A 19,363-nucleotide genomic window follows, 5' to 3' on the forward strand; every position below is an offset into this window, starting at 1 on the left:
AAACATATTCTTGAATTCGTGGTAAAAGTAACCTAATCAAATTTATCTCCTCACTGAAACTCTGAGATAAACCACGAAATTTTGATCACCAAATTTGAAACAACTTATAAATAAAAAAGCTCGCCATTTCTGACGAGCTTTTTTGTTCTATTTATTAGATTCCGGATTAGGCTTCTAGAACCACTTCTTCCTCCTTCTTTTTGTCAATTAAATCTTCAACTCTTTTACGTTTTACCGTATCATACATAATCGGCGTTGCGATAAACAATGAAGAATATGTACCTACCACAATACCCACGATAATTGCGAAAAGCAGGCCTCTAATGGATTCTGCCCCGAAAAGGAACATAGACAACAATACGATAAGGGTTGTAAAGGACGTATTCAATGTTCTACCCAGAGTACTGTTCAAAGCCACATCAATAACACGGTTCAATTTCCACCCTGGATGTTCCCCAAAATACTCACGGATACGGTCAAATATAATTACCGTATCATTCAGGGAGTAACCAACCACAGTAAGTATCGCCGCAATAAACGATTGGTCGATTTCCATATTAAACGGCATAAAGCTGTACGTTAATGAGAATACTCCGAGCACAATAAGCACGTCATGGAAAATCGCCACAACCGCACCTAAACCAAATTGCCATCTTCTAAATCGTAACAATATGTACAGGAACATTACTAACAAAGCTCCAAGCACCGCCCAGAATGAGTCTCTCTTAATGTTATCCGCAATTGTTGGACTTACCTTGTAATACTCCATCCTACCAAAGGATTTACCTTCTTCGTCACCCACAAATTTCTCGTAAGTCATATCTGCTGGAAGATCAGTTTTAAGAGTATTATAAAGCATGTGCTCTATTTCCTCATCTACTTCGGTTCCGGTTTCCTCAACTTTGTATTTTGTGGTAATCTTCAATTGATTATCACCACCATAAGTTTTTGCTTCCGCACTTCCAAAAGTGGCAATCAGTTCATCTTGAATTTTAGCTGAATTTACATCTTTGGCAAATCGAACCGTATAAGTTCGACCACCCACAAAATCCACTCCTTGGTTCAGACCTTTTGTGAATAGGGAAATAACGCTTATTAAGATTAATACACTTGAAAGGATATAAGCTACTTTCCTCTTTTTCAAGAATTCAATATTCACATTGGTGAAAAGATTCTTCGTAATCGGAGTAGAACACGCAAGAGGTCTTCCTTTATGAGTATAAGCCTCAATGAATAACCTTGTTACGAAAATTGCAGTAAACAAAGCAGTTGCAATACCTATTAATAAGGTTGTTGCGAAACCTTGGATGGGTCCAGTTCCAAAAACCAAAAGAATTAATCCCGTGAGACCGGTGGTTATGTTGGCATCCAAAATGGATGAAAGAGCATTGCTAAAACCATCCTTAATGGCATCTTTCTGCGCTTTTCCTTTGGCGAGCTCTTCCTTGATCCTTTCAAATATAAGTACGTTAGCATCCACCGACATACCAATGGTAAGTACAATACCCGCAATACCAGGAAGCGTAAGTACAGCCCCTAATCCTGCCAAAATTCCAAAGATGAACAGAAGGTTTACCAACAATGCGATATCGGCAAAAACTCCCGCTCTTCCATAGTATCCAATCATCCACAAAAGAACTACTATAAGGGCAATTCCAAAGGACATCATACCACTATTTATTGCCTCGTGACCCAGAGTTGGTCCTACTACCTCCGCTTGAACAATCTCTGCAGAAGCTGGAAGTTTACCGGCACGAAGTACGTTGGCCAAATCCTGACCTTGATTTACGGTAAAGTCACCTGAAATTTGGCTTCTTCCACCCGCAATAGGCCCTGAAGTAACACCTGGAGCAGAATATACGATATCATCAAGTACAATTGCAATCTGACTTTGGTTCTGATAAGCATCGCCTGTCATTTGTTCCCAAATCTTGGCGCCTTGACCATTCATTTGCATCGATACCACTACTCTACTCATCTGGTCGTATTCCTGTCTGGCATCAACCACTACACTCCCACCAAGTGGTGGAACATCATCTCTATTGCTTTTTAAAGCATATAAACCTGTAGTTTCCTCACCTTTCAATTGTGGGGCTGCTACTGGTAATCCCCAAACGAATTTGGCATAACGCATATCTGTGGGCAACAGAGAACGAATTTGAGGCATACGTAGATACCCATTGATTGTAGCGGTGTCCTTTAATCTAAAAGTGGCGATTACTGGTCCGCCTTGGTTTCCAAGTGCAACCATTCTTGAAAGAATTGGATTGGCTTTGTTATCCTCTACAATTGTATCTTTAACATCCTGTCCACCCAAAAGCTTACTAACGTCATCTTCCTCAACTTCGGTAGTATCTGCTTTCGTGCTTACCGTATCTAAAACAGCCACGTTGTCCTTTTTGGCAGTTTCAATCTCTCCAGCTCTGCTATCCGCAGCTTGAAGGAAACCAGCCATTTCATCAAATTTATATACGTCCCAGAATTCAAGTTGGGCGGTACTTTGAAGAAGTTTTCTAACTCGGCTTACATCCTTCGCTCCCGGAAGTTCAACCAAAATTCGGGCAGATTTACCCAAACGTTGGATATTAGGCTGGGTAACTCCGAATTTATCAATACGCTTTCTAAGAACTTCAAAAGCAGAAGTAATGGATTCATCAATTTTTCTTTCAATAATAGGCTTTACTTGAGCATTGGTCATCGTTGGATTGATGGCATCTTCCAAATTCTTATTGAAGAAAATATCAGGAGACGCAAGATTATTTTCTCCCGGAAGGGCCTCAAAAGCCTTGAAAAAGGATTCTAAATAAGTATCCTGACTGGTTTTTTGAAGTTCTGTTGCTTGTTCCAACGCTTGGTTGAAAGCAGCATCCTTGGTGTGATTAGCCAATCCTTTCAAGATGTCCTTTACAGAAACCTCAAGAATTACGTTTATACCTCCTTTAAGGTCGAGCCCTTTGTTAAGTTCCTTTTCCTTTGCCGTATTGTAATCAATCCCTAAAAAAACAGGATCCACTCCAACTGAATCGAGATAACGTGCTTCGGCAGCTTCTCTTAAATGTGGTTCATTTTCAGAATATTTGCTTCTTGCAAAATCCTTTGCGTTGCTTTCTACCTTGCTGGCAACAAACGTAAAAGAAAGCTGATAAATACTTACCAATCCGAAGAGGACGGCAAATACGGTAATTAATCCTTTATTTTGCATGTTTATATTTTTTGGTCAGGTTTAAACCCAGTTCCGATTTTTTTTTTCGGAACAAGAGCGCAAATATATGATTTGCGCCAAAACTGACAATTAAGATTATTTAATAAAATTAAATTTGGAAAAACAAAAAAACGGAACAGACAATGTTTATTAATATGAATCAATAAATCTGCATTTTCCGTCGATTGGAGTTAACTTTTTTGGAAAGTAGTTAGAAACCAAATTACGGCTCCTATCCAAAAAAGATATTTAGCAATAAGGACCCGCCCGTACTTGGGGTACTTTATAATCTAAATGAGTTATTAATCCAGGAAGAGAGGCATAAATAACTGGATTTATATTTTCGAAATTATCTCTTGGAACGTAAATAATTTCAGAAGAGACCAAAGCGAATCTTGGCTTTAAATATTGATCTCCAAAGAACTTTGCTTCAACCAGAACACCTTGAAAACCTACACCAGATCCCGAATCTGTATGAATCTTAACAACCTCTAATTGATATTGTTTGGAATTATTGCCATAAGGAACTTCTGGGATGTTGTTTTTTTCATTGAAAGCGGAATTGCCTAAATCAATTTTATTTTGCCTGTAGAGCAGACTTTTAATTACTCCCACTTCCAAAGCACTGTAGTAGGAAACTTTTAACTTCCCATCAATTAGATCGGATACCTGAACATGCTCAACCCCTATTGCTTCTAATTGAGAGGTAATTTCAGAAATAGCAATATCTACTTGCTCACTGGAAATGGAATGTGCATTGAAACGAACTACTATCTCCTGGTTGGAGTTCAATATAGTTTGTTCCGTACCTGCTCCATAAAAGACTAGAACAGTGAATAATCCAAGAATGTACCATTTCCAATTCACGCGCCAAATATAAAAAAATAAAGACTGTATCGCTACAGTCTTTACACAAATCTAAAAATCGGGGAAAATCTAAAACTCCAGTTCGAAATAAAGAGAGCTTTCGGGATGGTTTTCTGTAACTTCTTCCCCCTTTAAAACATCGCCGTTTTCATTAAGAAGCTGCATGTTTATTCTCCAGTACCCCGTCATTGTAAAAGACAGTTTTCCCTCATACATCTTGGTAATCGAATTGTAAACCATATCCTGATTGTTTGGGGAAGAATGATTTCCCATTGAAGTCATTCGCGGATCAACAGTAATCTTATAGTTTTCAACCAGAGGGAAGGTCATCATATCCTGCATTTTATAAAGTACTGCCTGAAAATCGTTGATAGCAACTTTTGGCTCTTTTGGATTTACAAATGCCAGAACATAACGAACATCATCAGCGCCGGTGAACACCTGTGTTTTCTTCATCCCATCTGCAGGTTGATCAACAGAAAGTTTCTGGGTTACGGTTACTTCTTGTCCGTTAAAGTTATATTTTAAAGTCAAGTCCCAATATTCCATATCGTTACCAGCCATTTGGAAAACAATATGTCCTTTATATAGTGTATTGTCCACCACATTTTTCAATATGCTATGTGGTCCAGAATGGCTCATAGATTCCATATGCATCATTGGCATCCAAGTAAGTGCGGCATTAGTTATATAAATATTGCTAGCCTTATCCAAAATTCGAATAGCAAATTCATTATAACCTACCGTAAGTGTGGATTTTTCAGAATATATTTCAACCGTATGATCGGCTTCGGAGATTTCGTAAATTTTAAAAAGTCCTTCAACTGGATTGATTTCTAGAGATTCATCATCATTTTGGTCTGTACACGCAAGAAATGAGCCCGTAAGAAATAGTATTGCGATAATATATTTTAATGTTTTCATATTTATATAAGATTTGATTTTTCGTTATTTAATTGAATAAGCAATAGTTAAATAAATGTTTCTTCCCATTCTAGGAATGTTTTTCCAGTCGGTATAGGAAGAATAATAAGTATCAAGAATATTCTCAATTCCAGCTTTTACAAAGAGATCATCATTACCTAAGAAGAAACGTTTTCCGAAGCTTGCCGAAAGAGTAGCATATGAAGCCGTTTTAGTTTCTCCATACGCGGGATTATAATTAACCTGCTCTCCAGCTCCACTTACAGTTAGAGAAGCTGAATATTGGTTTTTATAAAAATCCAGACCACTTTGGTAAGAAATGGGACTAATTAATGGAAGGTTTTCACCCTCATTATCTATACCTCGATGATATGAAATTCGCGCGGATAATTTAAAGGCATTGGAAAGAGCATAACGCCCTAAAAGTGAAGTATTGAATAATTGGGCGTAATCCAAATTTCCATAAACCTTTACCCCATCAGCTCCAATTGCCATTGGACGAAGCGAAGGATCTATCGTTCCAATTATATAATTAAAAACTTGAAAATAATTAGCCTCTGCCGTTATCTGGAAAATTGGTCTCTCATAGCTGAGAGATACATTTGCTTCGGCGGAACTTTCAGTTTTCAAGTTTGGATCGCCAATATAATCGTGGTTGTCGAAACTGTTGAACAGATAAAAACCATAACCTTCAGATACGGACGGAGCTCTTTCGCCATAAGATAAACCCCCATTAAAATGAAAATCATCCAACATTTTATGGTATTGTGCGGAAAAACTTTTCAGGAATCTAGTGTTAGTCCTATCCATATCGGGATAGAATATCTTTAAACTGTTCAGGCCAAAATCATCTGCTACCGTATTTGAATGATAAGTTAACCGAGTGGAAAGCTTTAACGAGGATTCTTTAAAGGAAATATTGTCCTCCCCATAAATCCCAAAATCCATTGTATGCACATCGGGCCAGGTAAGCATAAACATTAAAGCTTCATTGCTGTTTTCCGGATACATGGTCATCTCGGCGAGCGATTTATTGAGGTAACCATCTACCTTAAAAAAGAAGCGATTATTATTCTTTCTCATATTGGCTTGCGAGTAAAATCCAACAGTTTCGCTCCACCCAGGCATATCCATATGAATAGGTACATCTGGCCTTTTGGTATCATCCATCACGTGCTTTATTGTATTATAATACAGCTTGGACTCCCACCTACCCAGACGTCCAAATAGGCTGTCCTGATTAAAACTGACCGAACCGATAACAGCTCGAGCCAGAGAAACGTCCATAGTCAAAGCTGGATATCCTACATTCTTGGCTTCATCATATATTAAAGTGGCAGAAATAGATTTATCTGCTGCAAGTATATAGCCTGAATTCAAGGAAAAGTTATATTTCTCAAACTGAGAATAAAGGATTTCTCTATCACCTCCTGCCTTATAATTATCAGACTTTCTATAGATTATATCAGAATTTAGGTAGAATTTTTCGTCTGAATAATTCAACTCGCCACCGAATACGCGCAATTTGTTATTGCTCTCAAAAGCGCTTTCTAAGGAACCCGTCCAACCAGTGGGTTTAAAATTACTCCTATCCAATTTCAGGTTAATAGATCCGCCTATGGAATTTCCGAAAGCAGCACCTTGTTGCCCTGATCCAATTTCCGCCTCCGAAAGATTCGAAACATCTACATAAGAAGTCACTGGATCCATTTTATCTGTGCACGCTCCAAAGATTTGCATTCCATCTATGGTAACCGCTAGACGTTCAGAACCCATATCATTCATGGTAGGTTCCCAAGCATAGGCGCCGCGTTTAACCATATTGATACTTCTGGAAGATTCCAAAAACTCGTCCAAGGAGGACATGGGTTTATGTTGCTTATTATGGTTCAATTGCTTGCCAGCAGAAATAACCACAACCTCATTTAGATTTATAAGCTTTAAGGTATCGGCGGTTTCTTCCTGAGCGTATAATTTTCCTCCAAAAGAACCAAAGAACAGGATATATAAAAGACATCCTAATAGTATCCCTTTAGATGGAGATACACGATTAAATGATTTCATCTTGATATTATTTTAGATAATGTAAATAAGAATGATCCCTTAGAATTTCCTATATAAGAAAATTCCAATCACGATCTCTAGATAAATTATCCTAATCGGGGCGGATGAAGAATTTTAGAAGAAAAGAGGGAATTGCGAAAAACCGGTTTATAACCAATAGCTTGGGTGCTGACAATTTCAATTTCAGTAGAAAAAAGAAATTCGGAAATGGTTTCTGAAATTATTATTTGCGGTATCTCCGTTTTTGTGGTTTTACTGTTGAATGGATTTTTACTATCCTCGCCAGCCTCATGTGCCAACTCCTTACTCAGGTGACATTTTCCGTTACAATGCATTTCAGGATTGTCCTTATTTTCACAAAGAACGTTGACTATATAATCGTAGTTAATCATATAATCCATTATCGGCCAAAAAGGCTTTGCCAACATAATGAAAGTAGCTAATAAAAGGATTACATTTTTCACGCTACAAAGATATATTGAGTTCCCTTTTTATAAAATGATTATTGTCATTTTGTATAAAACCACTGCATAAATTTCTCATGAAACCCAACAACTTCAATACATTACCGCAGTTGAACGAATTTAAATTATTTGTAAACTTTTTTGTGTTGATAATTCGCAATAGGCTGTTTTCTAGATTATTAACAATCATTATTGACAACTTTTAATTTTTGATTTCAAAATCAAATTTCTATTTCACTATATTTACCTAATAAAATTATGAATTATTTAACTACCAAAAATCCCTGCACACATGCCAGTAAAAACAATTGAACCTGCTCGTCAAACTTTTACCCAAGATGAAGCTTTTAACGCTTCCGTTGAATACTTTAAAGGTGATGACCTTGCGGCCCGCGTTTGGGTTAATAAATATGCCTTAAAAGATTCTGACGGGAATATTTATGAAAAGACCCCTGACGATATGCACCGTCGAATAGCAAGAGAAATTGCCCGCATTGAACAGCGTTATGCCAATCCTTTGAGTGAAGAAGAGGTCTACGACGCCATAAAGGATTTTAAATATATCGTACCTCAAGGTAGCCCAATGGCAGGAATTGGCAACCCTTTCCAAATCGCATCTCTTTCAAATTGCTTTGTAATCGGTAATCAAGGTGATTCCGATTCGTACGGAGGAATCATGAAAATTGATCAAGAACAAGTACAACTTATGAAACGTCGCGGTGGGGTAGGCCATGATCTTTCCCACATACGACCCAAAGGATCACCTGTTAAAAACAGCGCCTTGACTTCTACGGGAATTGTTCCTTTTATGGAGCGATATTCAAATTCTACTCGCGAAGTTGCCCAAGACGGACGTCGGGGCGCTTTGATGTTATCCGTTTCCATAAACCATCCAGATTCCGAAGATTTCATTGATGCCAAAATGGAACAAGGCAAAGTTACCGGTGCAAATGTCTCCGTGAGAATTGATGACGCCTTTATGAAGGCAGTAAGAGATGGTGAAAATTACACCCAAAAATATCCTGTTTTCAGTGAAAATCCGAAGAACGTGAAGGATATAAATGCAGGCAAATTGTGGAAAAAGATCGTTCACAATGCCTGGAAATCTGCCGAACCTGGAATTTTATTTTGGGATACAATAATTAAAGAATCCGTTCCGGATTGTTATGCAGACTTGGGCTATAAAACAGTTTCGACAAATCCTTGTGGTGAAATTCCTCTATGTCCTTATGATTCATGCCGCTTGTTGGCAATCAACTTATTTTCCTATGTTGACAAGCCGTTTAAAAAAGATGCTTCCTTCAATTTCGAACTGTTTAAAAAGCATTTAAATATCGCCCAGAGAATTATGGATGACATAATTGACCTCGAGCTTGAAAAAGTGGATGCTATTATCGCCAAAATCGATGCCGATCCACAATCTGAAGAAATTAAAGCGGTAGAACGAAATTTATGGCTCAACATTCAAAGAAAAGCATTGGAAGGCCGTAGAACGGGAATAGGCATTACTGCGGAAGGCGATATGCTCGCTGCATTGGGAATTAAATATGGCAGTGAGGCGGGAATTGAGTTTTCGGTAGAAATCCATAAAACATTAGCTCTTGAAGCATATAGAGCTTCTGTAAACACTGCAAAGGAACGTGGAGCATTCCAAATCTTTGATTCCGAACGCGAGAAAAACAATCCTTTTATTCTTCGATTGAAAGAAGCAGATGAAAAATTATATTTTGACATGTTGGAATACGGCCGCAGAAATATTGCGCTGTTGACTATTGCCCCTACCGGCACAACAAGTTTAATGACACAGACCACTTCCGGTATCGAACCGGTCTTCCTTCCCGTATATAAAAGAAGAAGAAAAGTGAATCCGAATGACAAAAATGTTCGCGTGGATTTTGTAGACGAAGTGGGCGACAGCTGGGAGGAATATGTAGTTTTCCACCACCGCTTTAAGGAATGGATGGAAGCGAATGGGATTTCGACTGATAAAAATTATTCTCAAGAAGAGCTGAACAAATTCGTAAAGAAGTCTCCTTATTATAAAGCAACTTCAAACGATGTCGATTGGATGAGCAAGGTAAAAATGCAGGGAGCAGTTCAAAAATGGGTAGATCATTCCATATCAGTAACCATCAATCTTCCAAATGATGCTACAGAGGAATTGGTAGGCAAATTATATATGGAAGCTTGGCAGGCAGGATGCAAAGGAGTTACCGTGTATCGCGATGGTTCACGTTCGGGAGTTTTGATTGCTAACGATGAAAAAGATGAGGAACAAGAAACAATGCTTACTCCTTTTCCCACAAAACGTCCTGAAATTTTGGATGCTGATGTAGTTCGTTTTCAAAATAGCAAGGATAAATGGATTGCCTTTATCGGATTGATTGATGGAAAACCTTACGAAATATTTACTGGTTTTGCCGATGATGAGGATGGAATCCTTATACCACGATGGGTAAATGAAGGGTATATTATCAAAGCCAGAAATGATGATGGAAGTTCCAGATACGATTTCCAATATAAAAATAAAAGAGGCTACAAAACCACTATTGAAGGACTTTCACATAAATTCAACCCAGAGTTCTGGAATTATGCGAAACTAATTTCCAGCACTCTTCGCCACGGGATGCCTATTGAAAAAGCTGTTGAATTGATCAATAGTCTGCAATTGGATAGCGAAAGCATCAATACCTGGAAAAATGGAGTCGCTCGCGCCTTGAAAAGATATGTTGCCGATGGTACAGAGGCCAAAAAACAAAAGTGTGAGAATTGTAATAGCACTTCACTTATTTATCAAGAAGGTTGTTTGACCTGTAAAGATTGCGGTTCATCCAAATGTGGATAAAAGCGGATATGGTCTATTGCTCCAACGGAGTTTAAACATTCTCTTTATTAGCAAAAGCCTCAAGGATTTGAAATCCCTGAGGCTTTTTTGCAATGAATTTCCAAGGGTCCTAGAGAAACTCCGAGTTTTATTAAATAAGCCCAACTCTCGAATTAGATTGCTTCGATCTTCGCAATTTACATCCCAGAAATTACCTTATCCTTAGGAAGTTTTACGGAATAGGAAATTCTAACTTTCTTGGTTTCTCCCGCGTTTAAATGAAGGTTCCAAGTTAATTCTCCCTTATCATTATTTACTTTGGCATTTGAAGTTTCAAGTAACTTGATTTCAATATCCTTTTCAGTAGATAACGGAAATTGTTCTTTCACATCTATATCAATTGCTTCTTTACGAGAATTTCGCACGGAAATTTCATAAGTGTAAACCCGTTTTTGAGAGCCTCCAAAAAAAGAAGTACTTCCTTCTTCATTGATTCTTTCTCGTTTTGTAATTATCCGCTCGTCTCTTCCCAAACTCAATGTCAAAGTATCCTCCGTGGAATTTGGATTGATATAGGAATTTCCGGCAAAATTGTTATCAATTATCAAATTTGCATTTCCGGGCAAAAGATTGTACTGCTGCCAGTTCGAAACTTTTGCTACCAAAAAGGCACCTTCATCCAAACGCGGCGCAGTAAAATAAGAATATTTCGCAGGTAACTGATATTCTTTTAACTCCACAGCTTGTGGTTTTTGGTTTGAATAGATGTCATAAGGCGTATTGACAACGAAAGATGTGGATAATTGATTTTCTTGTACTATCACCATCTCGTCCAATTCCGCACTACTGCCATTCATGCTTTCCTTTTGAATCCCCGCTTGACGATTTGACGTTCTTTGATTGTACACCACTGGTTGGCGAAAACCCACCCACCACGGATTTAATTCGGGAGCATTATTGTTGCGTTGGGGGTTTCCACTGGAAAAAGCCAACTTAACCTGTTTCCAATCGATTCCTGTATTCTGGGAAACATTTGCTTTGTAAATAAGCTGCGCCGGTTCATTCAAATTATCAACATTTATTTCGTAAAAAGGCGTCCAAGAAACATTGTTGGAAAAGTAATTGATTTCAAAATCGGTTTTTACAGCTGTGTTGGAATTTATCCGCACTACCAGCTGGCCAGCATTATTCCCGCTACCCCCTGCTTCTTGCATTTGTTTTTGTAGTTTGTCTACTATTTTTTGTTGCTTCGCTTCTTGTTCCTTCAACTTAATAATATTGGACGATAAAATTTTATATTCCTCCCGATAAAACTTGATCATTGCAGCCACACTTGTTGGAGAAACGCCACTCTCCCCTCCAAATTTTCTGTTTTCCTCAAGCAACGCCAGACTGCCTTCCTCAGCCTTTCTAGCATTTGTCAAACCATCAAGAATTTCTTTGGCATCCTCATATTTATTTTTGACCGCTATATATTGCGAACTTTGGTTTTCTCCCTTTACCAAATAATCCCTTTCATAAGAAACGGAAAGAATGGTAAGCTGTTTGTTGTCACTGCTTATCCGAATACTTTGTGGATCGATATTCTGGGCGATTTGACTAATTACCAATTCAGAATTTCCACTGGGGATTGATACCTGCTTGGCTATATGATGCAGGCTCGCACCTTGGGAAAAGATTGTGGCATCAATTAAATTGGCATTTGTCTCAACAACATTTTGTCCCGAAAGAGAAGGAACAGTCAAAAAAAAGAGTAGAAGTAATGTTAAGATGGATAAATGGATCGAAGAAGTCTTCATACGAATTTGGCTTTAATTTTAAAAAGACAGTCAATTTTTATGCCGTTGTGGAAAAAGAGCCTCCTTTGAGCTGTCCTAGATAGAGAATAGAAAACAAACTTAACACTGTTAAAAGGATCATCCCAATAGAAAATGCTTAAATTTAAAAATCCTTCAATTTCGGGATTTTATCAAGACTATGGAGCACATCGTAATTATCGGAAACGGTATTGCAGGCATAACAGCCGCACGACATATTCGAAAACTATCAGATAAAAAGATTACGATCATTTCGGCAGAAACTGATTATTTTTTCTCGCGTACAGCGCTAATGTATGTTTATATGGGGCATATGAGATGGGAAGATATCAAACCTTATGAAGACTGGTTTTGGAAAAAAAATAGTCTGGAATTGAAGAAGGGGTATGTAGAATCCATTAATACAGACTTAAAAACGCTATATTTTAGAGAAGGCGATTCCATTACTTATAACAAATTGATAATTGCCAGTGGTTCTACAACAACCACTTTTGGTTGGCAAGGTTTGGAGTTAAAAGGTGTCCAGGGATTGGTTTCCAAACAGGATTTGGAAATGCTGGAGGAAAACGCACCCAATAATAAAGAATGCCCAAGCGCCGTAATTGTTGGGGGCGGATTGATTGGGATTGAAATGGCTGAAATGCTACGAACACGAGATATTCAGGTTACTATGATAATTCGCGAGCCCGCTTTTTGGGAAAACGCACTTCCACTCCTCAATTCTGAAATGCTATCACGTCATATCCAATCACACGGGGTGGATTTGCGACATAATTCCCAACTGGATAAAATCCTAGGAGATGATCAAGGAAATGTTCGCGCCGTATTGACGACTTCAGGAGAAGAAATTCCTTGTAAAGTTGTTGGAATTGCTACCGGTGTAAAACCTAATATTTCATTTCTGAAAAATTCGAAAATCGAAACCGATAGAGGGATTCTTGTTAACCGAAAACTACAAACCAATATTGAAGAGGTATTCGCCATTGGGGATTGCGCCCAGCAACGTGAGCCTATTGGATTAAGACCATCTGTTGAAGCGGTTTGGTACACAGGCAGAATGATGGGCGAGGCCCTTGCTCAAACCATCTGTGGAAATCCCTTTGAGTACAGGCCAGGCCATTGGTTCAATAGCGCCAAGTTTTTTGATATCGAATACCAAACCTACGGATGGGTATTCCCAAAAGGAAGAAGAAAAGATTATGAGGAACAATTCCATTGGAAATGCGAAAGCGACCTAAGAGCAATTACCGTTTCTTATAACAAAGAAAGTGGCGAATTTTTAGGAATAAACACCTTTGGAATCCGAATGAAACACGAGGTTTTTAATAGGTGGTTAAATCAAAAACGAAGCGTTGACTATGTGATAGAGAATTTAAGAGAAGCGAATTTTGATCCGGAGTTTTTTAAAAAATATGAAAAAGAGATTTTGAAGGAATATTTGTCCAAAATAAAAATATTGAAGGTTTAATAAACCCCAAAGGTGTTTGAAACCTTTGGGGTTTGAAAATCAAACTAAAATCTGTTAGGGATTAATTTACCAAAACACTTAAAGAATCCTCAAGTTTCTTAGCTTCCAAAAACAGTATGTTGTTTTCTAGATGTATGTGTAAGTGCAAATCATCTTGGAAATCTCTCAACATTTCAAAGGCCACTTTATAGGTGTTGCAACCGTCCTCCGGCGTGGTAAAGTTGTTAGATAATTTAGCAATTTCTCTATGGCGAACGCCTTCGTCATCGTGCTCTTCCATCAGTTTGGCAATGGGTCTTTCGACAGTTTCCAATCCTTCTGGTTTTGCGGGAGCAGTTCCATTTTCCTTGGCTTCCAGCATTCGTTTGATATAAGGGAAAAACATTCCTTCTTCCTCCACCATATGGCTGCCCAGATTTTCAGCGGACTCTCGAAACAATTCTTTAATTTCAAATAGTTCAGGGTGCCTTTCTCCGTGAACTCTAGCGATTTTATCCAAATAGAAGTTGATTACGGGAGATTTTTCAGTTACATATCGGTGATGTTTCTTCTCAATAAAATCTATTAATAAATCTAGAGGCCAAGATTTATAATCGATGCTTTGAGCTGATGAAGTTTGAGAAATAGAAGCCAAATCATTCAACAGGGCATCTTTATCAATTTGTTCTTGCTCACAAACATCTTCGATGGAGCGATTTCCACGGCAGCAAAAATCAATTCCATATTTAGAGAATACTGCAGCGGTTTTGTAGTCATCGGCTACAAATTCCTGAATTAATTTCTTGGGGTTTACTGTATTTATCATAATTGAGAATTTATTTTTTTAATTTCCATAATCCCTGGAAGGGGATTCCTTTTAATGAAGCAAATATATACATTAAAACAATTACGGACAAAATTGTCTTAATTATATTTTGTTAAAAGTTAAGGGAATACATATAGGAGTTGTTTATCAAGTTTAAGAAAGGATATATTTACGGTGGTATGAAGATACTTTATAAAGAATATTAGCGTCGGCTTTTATGTCCGTTACCACACCTCACAGGTCTCAAAGACTGTGAGGTTTTACTATAAGTGATATTTTTAATGCGAATAAAAAGGTTTAACTTGGTAAACCCAAAAGTTTTAACTTTTCCGCTGGAGGAAGAAAATCTTAAGGGTTTAAAGCCGTGCTGAATATGGAATACGAACCTATAGCATCAGAAAAATATTATCATATTTTCAATCGCGGAAACAACCGAGAAGATATCTTTATGGAAGAACAGATTTATTCATATTTCTTAGAATTATTAAAGAAACATATTCTTACAGGGGCGCAAATCTTGACCTAGTATTTATTGAAAAATCATTTTCATCTCCTGATAAAGGCAAAAAACGTTGAAGATAAGAAAACAAATCAAGGCTTCTCCAACTTGTTTAACGCTTATGCAAAAGCAGTAAATAAAAAATACAATCGCAAGGGTAATTTATTTCGAAGGAGATTTCAGCGGAAAAGAATTGAAGCAGAAGACTATTTGAAAAGATTAATAGTTTATATTAACCTAAATCCCGTGATTCTTGGATTCTGACTTCTTTGGAAAGGAAATTTGTACTTAATTTATTTGATGATAAAGAAAATACCAAATACAATTTAGATTCCAATAAATACAAAATTGATTATGATAATTATTATTTAGAGTAAAGTTGTTGCAAAACCCAATAGGTCTTTGAGGCTTTTGGGGTTTGGATCCAATAAATCACAAACAAACAATGAACACATTCCAAAGAAATATGTCTCTCGCGGGAGAACCACCAAAAGCAATAAACACCCAACAGAAACTATCATCCGGACTGGGATTGCTGGGGTTGACGGTATTAGTTCTGGCTATTTTTAATGTTGATTTTCCCAATAGAGGGTTATGGCTCACAATGGCATTAAGTGCAATTGCGGTGGGAACTATTTGGTTTTCTATTGCAGCATACTCGGATAAGCACCCAGGAATTAAAAATGACGGAGTTTATTTTAAATCGCTTACTTCTCACGGGTTTTGGGCGTGGATTCTTGGGATTGGCCTGACTCTTTTTTACGTTCTTCTTTATTGGTTTCCTGCTTATTTGGGACTATCGGAAAATGGAAACAACACAGGCATTGTAGCGCTCTTTGATCCTTTAAGCAGATTTATCAGTGGTAATCCCGCAAGTCAGTGGTTTGTATATGGAACGCTTTACACCTTAGCGATTCTAGCATTTGGAGTAAAGTTTCTTATGAAATATCGGCATAACAGGTATGAAAGGCTTCGAACATTTTCTGTAATGTTTTTCCAATTGGGATTTGCATTTCTCATTCCCGAACTAATGCTTCGCCTGAACCGAGAAACCTTTTCTCTTCCCTATTACGATCTTAAAAATATATAGCCTCTTAACTATTATAATTTTGAGCAATATAGAGTTGACGAATTTATTTCCGCAGGAGATATTGGAATTGGATTACTGATATTCGGAGTGGCTTCTATTTTAATTATAACTCCAATTCTTACGTACAAGTACGGAAAACGTTGGTATTGTAGTTGGGTTTGTGGTTGCGGTGGATTGGCGGAAACCGCTGGAGATCCATTTAGACATTTAAGTGATAAACGAGTCGTCGCGTGGAAAATTGAACGTTGGGTAGTTCACAGCGTTTTGGTTTTTGTTGTGTTGATGACAACTGCCGTGGTCTATAGTTATTTGGGTGAGGACTCTTCAAAATATTGGCTTACAAAAACTACCTTTCTTATAAGTGTAGCCATGCTTTTAACAGTAGTTTTTCTTTGGATTTGGATTTATAAAAGAAAAGAATTGCAAAAAGATGCCCAACTCGGTGCAATTGGTTATTTCGTTATCATAATCGCTCTTATCCTTCTTCACCTTAGTACTGGATACAAACTATTTCTCTTTGATGCCGAAACCTTGCGTGCTTCCTATGGCTTTTTGATTGGTGCGGTTTTTAGCGGCGTAATTGGCGTGGGCTTTTATCCTATTTTCGGAAATAGGGTTTGGTGCAGGTTTGGGTGCCCAATGGCTGCAATCCTGGGAATCCAACAAAGGCTCTTTTCAAAATTTAGAATTACCACCAATGGCGGACAGTGCATCAGTTGCGGGAATTGTTCTACCTATTGCGAAATGGGTATCGACGTACGTGCATATGCCCAGAAAGGCGAAAATATAGTTCGTGCGAGTTGTGTAGGTTGTGGCATCTGTTCTGCCGTTTGTCCTCGTGGAGTTTTAAAACTTGAAAATGGACCTTTAGAAAATCGTATAAGTCCGAACGAAATTTTGCTTGGGAATGATGTGGATTTGATGAAATTTGTAAATAAGTAAAAACGGTATAAGACCCCAAAGGTTTTCCTCCTCCGGCGGTCAAGTTAAAACCTTTGAGGTCTGAAACTTAGAGATTGCTTTCCTCGCAATATAAAAATAAAACGGAGTGGATTACTTCGTTCCTCGCAATGAATATCAAAGTAATAATCCCCGCTTTTAACGAAGAACAATCCATTGGCAAAGTAATTTCTGATATTCCTAGAATAGTTTCAGAGATTATCTTGGTGGATAATAATTCCACGGATACCACTTCTGAAGTTGCTAGGAAAGCCGGTGCCACAGTTCTTTTGGAAAAGCAAAAAGGCTATGGATATGCGTGTTTAAAGGGAATGGAATATATTTCGCATTTCGACTCCGCTCACCGACCGGATATTATAGTATTTCTTGATGGAGATTATAGCGACTACCCTGAAGAATTGACAAATATAGTCGCTCCAATTATTCAAGAAGATATTGATTTTGTAGTTGGCGCTCGCGTGATGGAATTAAGGGAAAATGGCTCTATGACGATGCCTCAAATTTTTGGAAATTGGCTGGCGACTTCTTTGATGAAACTTTTTTTCAATTCTACATTTACGGACTTGGGACCATTCCGCGCAATTAAATACAATAAGTTGTTGGCCCTTGATATGGAAGACAAAACCTATGGCTGGACGGTGGAAATGCAACTCAAAGCTCTAAAGAGAAACTATAGTTATAGAGAAATTCCCGTTCCTTATCGCAACCGAATTGGCGTTTCAAAAGTATCAGGAACTGTAAAAGGTGCTATCTTTGCCGGCGGAAAAATCCTAGGCTGGATTTTTAAATACAGCGTTAAAAAATGATTGTTGAGACCATAATTATCTTTATTTATTCCATTGCGCTCATTTTCATTTTTCTATACGCTTTGGCGCAGTTAAACTTACTCTTCAATTATTTAAAAGCCAGAAAAAAGCATCCTGGCACACTTGTTTTTGATTTTTCAAAACCAGAGGAAATTCCTTTTGTGACCATTCAATTACCTGTTTATAATGAATTGTATGTAATGGAAAGGCTTTTGGATAATATTTCAGAAATAGACTATCCTAAGCAAAAATTAGAAATACAAGTCTTGGATGACAGTACGGATGAATCATTTGGAGAAACAGCGAAACACATTGAAAGACTTCAACAATCCGGACTTGATATTAAACACATTACTCGTGCCAACCGCAATGGTTTTAAAGCAGGCGCGCTGAAAGAAGGATTGAAAACTGCCAAAGGTGAATATATAGCCATTTTTGATGCGGACTTCCTTCCGAAGAAAGATTGGTTATTGAAAACTATTCCTTATTTCAAAGATGCGGAAATTGGTGTGGTGCAAACCCGTTGGGGGCATTTGAACAGAGATTATTCTATTCTTACCCGCGTACAAGCTTTTGCGCTGGATGCACATTTCACTTTGGAACAAGTGGGCCGAAATAGCAAGGGACATTTTATCAACTTCAACGGGACTGCTGGAGTCTGGCGAAAAGAATGTATTCTGGATGCAGGCAATTGGGAGGGAGATACTTTAACGGAAGATTTAGACCTCAGTTATAGAGCTCAGTTAAAAAAATGGAAGTTTAAGTATTTGGAAGAAGTAGAAACTCCTGCCGAACTCCCTGTAGTTATAAGCGCGGCACGGTCCCAACAATTCCGGTGGAATAAAGGCGGTGCGGAGAATTTCCAGAAAATGGCTGGTAGGGTTTTAAAAAGTCACGATCTCTCAGCAAAAACGAAAATTCATAGCTTTTTACATCTGCTGAATAGTACAATGTTTTTAAATATTTTGATCGTTGCCATTCTTAGTATTCCTATGCTTTACATTAAAAATGAATATGCACATTTAAAGGTTTACTTTTACGTGATGACTTTCTTCGTTATCAGCACCATTATCTTCTTTATATGTTATTGGTTCACCTATAAATCGATATATGGTGGCGGATTTAAAGACTTTTTGAAGTATATTGGAATGTTTTTCGTCTTCTTCTCCGTGGCGATGGGATTTTCTCTTCATAATTCTATTGCAGTAATAGAAGGGCATTTTGGAAAGAAAAGTGAATTTATCCGCACGCCGAAATTCAATCTAAATGAATTGAACAAAAGTTGGAAAGAAAATATATATCTCTCCAGGAATATTTCTGCCAATGTTATTTTTGAAGGAATATTGATGTTGTATTTCGCTTTTGGAATGTACAGCGCTTTTATTGTAGGAGATCAAGGTGGGGATTTTGGACTTTTCCCCTTTCACCTGATGCTTTTCTTGGGGTTTGGGTTTGTGTTTTTTAAATCTTTGACTTCCAAAGCCTAACTCTATGGAAAAGCTTTCACGCAGAGTAACGCTGAGGTAAACGCTGAGATTCGCAGAGGAATTAGATTAAATTGATATTAGGAATA

At 37.8% G+C, this 19,363-nt stretch carries 12 protein-coding genes and 1 pseudogene; 6 read left to right on the forward strand and 7 right to left on the reverse strand.

Translation table 11 applies throughout. From position 1 onward, the window contains the following. Positions 1-166: 166 nt before the first annotated feature. The 5 genes from secDF to EI546_RS07995 form a co-directional block, all read right to left on the reverse strand. Positions 167-3,202, reverse strand: coding sequence for a protein translocase subunit SecDF (secDF, locus tag EI546_RS07975; protein ID WP_128250048.1), 3,036 nt, complete (start codon positions 3,200-3,202; stop codon positions 167-169). Between the two features lie 249 nt (positions 3,203-3,451). After that, a complete protein-coding gene (locus EI546_RS07980) occupies positions 3,452-4,069 on the reverse strand; it encodes a hypothetical protein (protein ID WP_128250049.1) in 618 nt (205 codons plus the stop codon). Positions 4,070-4,138: 69 nt separating this feature from the next. Beyond that, a complete protein-coding gene (locus EI546_RS07985; RefSeq protein ID WP_128250050.1) occupies positions 4,139-4,993 on the reverse strand; it encodes a hypothetical protein in 855 nt (284 codons plus the stop codon). 24 nt (positions 4,994-5,017) lie between these two features. Further along, entirely contained in the window at positions 5,018-7,057 is a 2,040-nt protein-coding gene (locus EI546_RS07990; RefSeq protein ID WP_128250051.1) for a TonB-dependent receptor plug domain-containing protein, read from the reverse strand. Between the two features lie 86 nt (positions 7,058-7,143). After that, positions 7,144-7,521, reverse strand: coding sequence for a hypothetical protein (locus EI546_RS07995; RefSeq protein ID WP_128250052.1), 378 nt, complete (start codon positions 7,519-7,521; stop codon positions 7,144-7,146). A gap of 292 nt (positions 7,522-7,813) precedes the next feature. Here EI546_RS07995 and EI546_RS08000 point away from each other — a divergent pair, with 292 nt between their 5' ends. Further along, on the forward strand, positions 7,814-10,366 hold the full coding sequence (locus tag EI546_RS08000) for an adenosylcobalamin-dependent ribonucleoside-diphosphate reductase (RefSeq protein WP_128250053.1): 2,553 nt from the start codon (positions 7,814-7,816) through the stop codon (positions 10,364-10,366). 176 nt (positions 10,367-10,542) lie between these two features. Here the strand turns inward: EI546_RS08000 and EI546_RS08005 are convergent, their stop codons facing one another. Beyond that, positions 10,543-12,144: a DUF4139 domain-containing protein gene (locus EI546_RS08005; RefSeq protein WP_128250054.1), complete on the reverse strand. Its 1,602-nt coding sequence runs from the start codon at positions 12,142-12,144 to the stop codon at positions 10,543-10,545. Positions 12,145-12,322: 178 nt separating this feature from the next. Here EI546_RS08005 and EI546_RS08010 point away from each other — a divergent pair, with 178 nt between their 5' ends. Next, positions 12,323-13,630: an NAD(P)/FAD-dependent oxidoreductase gene (locus EI546_RS08010; protein ID WP_128250055.1), complete on the forward strand. Its 1,308-nt coding sequence runs from the start codon at positions 12,323-12,325 to the stop codon at positions 13,628-13,630. Positions 13,631-13,691: 61 nt separating this feature from the next. Here EI546_RS08010 and ric read toward each other — a convergent pair whose 3' ends face one another. Further along, positions 13,692-14,435, reverse strand: a complete 744-nt coding sequence (gene ric, locus EI546_RS08015) for an iron-sulfur cluster repair di-iron protein (protein WP_128250056.1) — start codon at positions 14,433-14,435, stop codon at positions 13,692-13,694. A 373-nt stretch (positions 14,436-14,808) separates the two neighbouring features. Here ric and EI546_RS16480 point away from each other — a divergent pair, with 373 nt between their 5' ends. The 4 genes and pseudogenes from EI546_RS16480 to EI546_RS08035 all read left to right on the forward strand — a co-directional run bounded on the left by EI546_RS16480 (position 14,809) and on the right by EI546_RS08035 (position 19,277). Further along, complete coding sequence (locus EI546_RS16480) at positions 14,809-14,961, forward strand: hypothetical protein (RefSeq protein ID WP_240673189.1); 153 nt, start codon at positions 14,809-14,811, stop codon at positions 14,959-14,961. A 418-nt stretch (positions 14,962-15,379) separates the two neighbouring features. Continuing rightward, positions 15,380-16,966, forward strand: a pseudogene (locus EI546_RS08025) (4Fe-4S binding protein). 128 nt (positions 16,967-17,094) lie between these two features. Continuing rightward, positions 17,095-17,790, forward strand: coding sequence for a glycosyltransferase family 2 protein (locus EI546_RS08030; RefSeq protein WP_128250057.1), 696 nt, complete (start codon positions 17,095-17,097; stop codon positions 17,788-17,790). Continuing rightward, positions 17,787-19,277, forward strand: coding sequence for a cellulose synthase family protein (locus EI546_RS08035; protein ID WP_128250058.1), 1,491 nt, complete (start codon positions 17,787-17,789; stop codon positions 19,275-19,277). The genes EI546_RS08030 and EI546_RS08035 overlap by 4 nt, the downstream gene beginning before the upstream one ends. The last annotated feature ends 86 nt before the right edge of the window (positions 19,278-19,363 follow it).

Source organism: Aequorivita sp. H23M31 (assembly GCF_004022485.1).
Taxonomy (GTDB): Bacteria; Bacteroidota; Bacteroidia; order Flavobacteriales; family Flavobacteriaceae; genus Aequorivita; species Aequorivita ciconiae.

Bases quoted from the DNA above. Each gene is read 5' to 3' on its own strand.
- EI546_RS08000 (WP_128250053.1), top strand. From the start codon at position 7,814: ATGCCAGTAAAAACAATTGAACCTGCTCGTCAAACTTTTACCCAAGAT.
- EI546_RS08005 (WP_128250054.1), bottom strand. From the start codon at position 12,144: ATGAAGACTTCTTCGATCCATTTATCCATCTTAACATTACTTCTACTC.
- EI546_RS08030 (WP_128250057.1), top strand. From the start codon at position 17,095: ATGAATATCAAAGTAATAATCCCCGCTTTTAACGAAGAACAATCCATT.
- EI546_RS08035 (WP_128250058.1), top strand. From the start codon at position 17,787: ATGATTGTTGAGACCATAATTATCTTTATTTATTCCATTGCGCTCATT.
- EI546_RS08010 (WP_128250055.1), top strand. From the start codon at position 12,323: ATGGAGCACATCGTAATTATCGGAAACGGTATTGCAGGCATAACAGCC.
- ric (WP_128250056.1), bottom strand. From the start codon at position 14,435: ATGATAAATACAGTAAACCCCAAGAAATTAATTCAGGAATTTGTAGCC.
- secDF (WP_128250048.1), bottom strand. From the start codon at position 3,202: ATGCAAAATAAAGGATTAATTACCGTATTTGCCGTCCTCTTCGGATTG.
- EI546_RS07990 (WP_128250051.1), bottom strand. From the start codon at position 7,057: ATGAAATCATTTAATCGTGTATCTCCATCTAAAGGGATACTATTAGGA.
- EI546_RS07985 (WP_128250050.1), bottom strand. From the start codon at position 4,993: ATGAAAACATTAAAATATATTATCGCAATACTATTTCTTACGGGCTCA.
- EI546_RS16480 (WP_240673189.1), top strand. From the start codon at position 14,809: ATGGAATACGAACCTATAGCATCAGAAAAATATTATCATATTTTCAAT.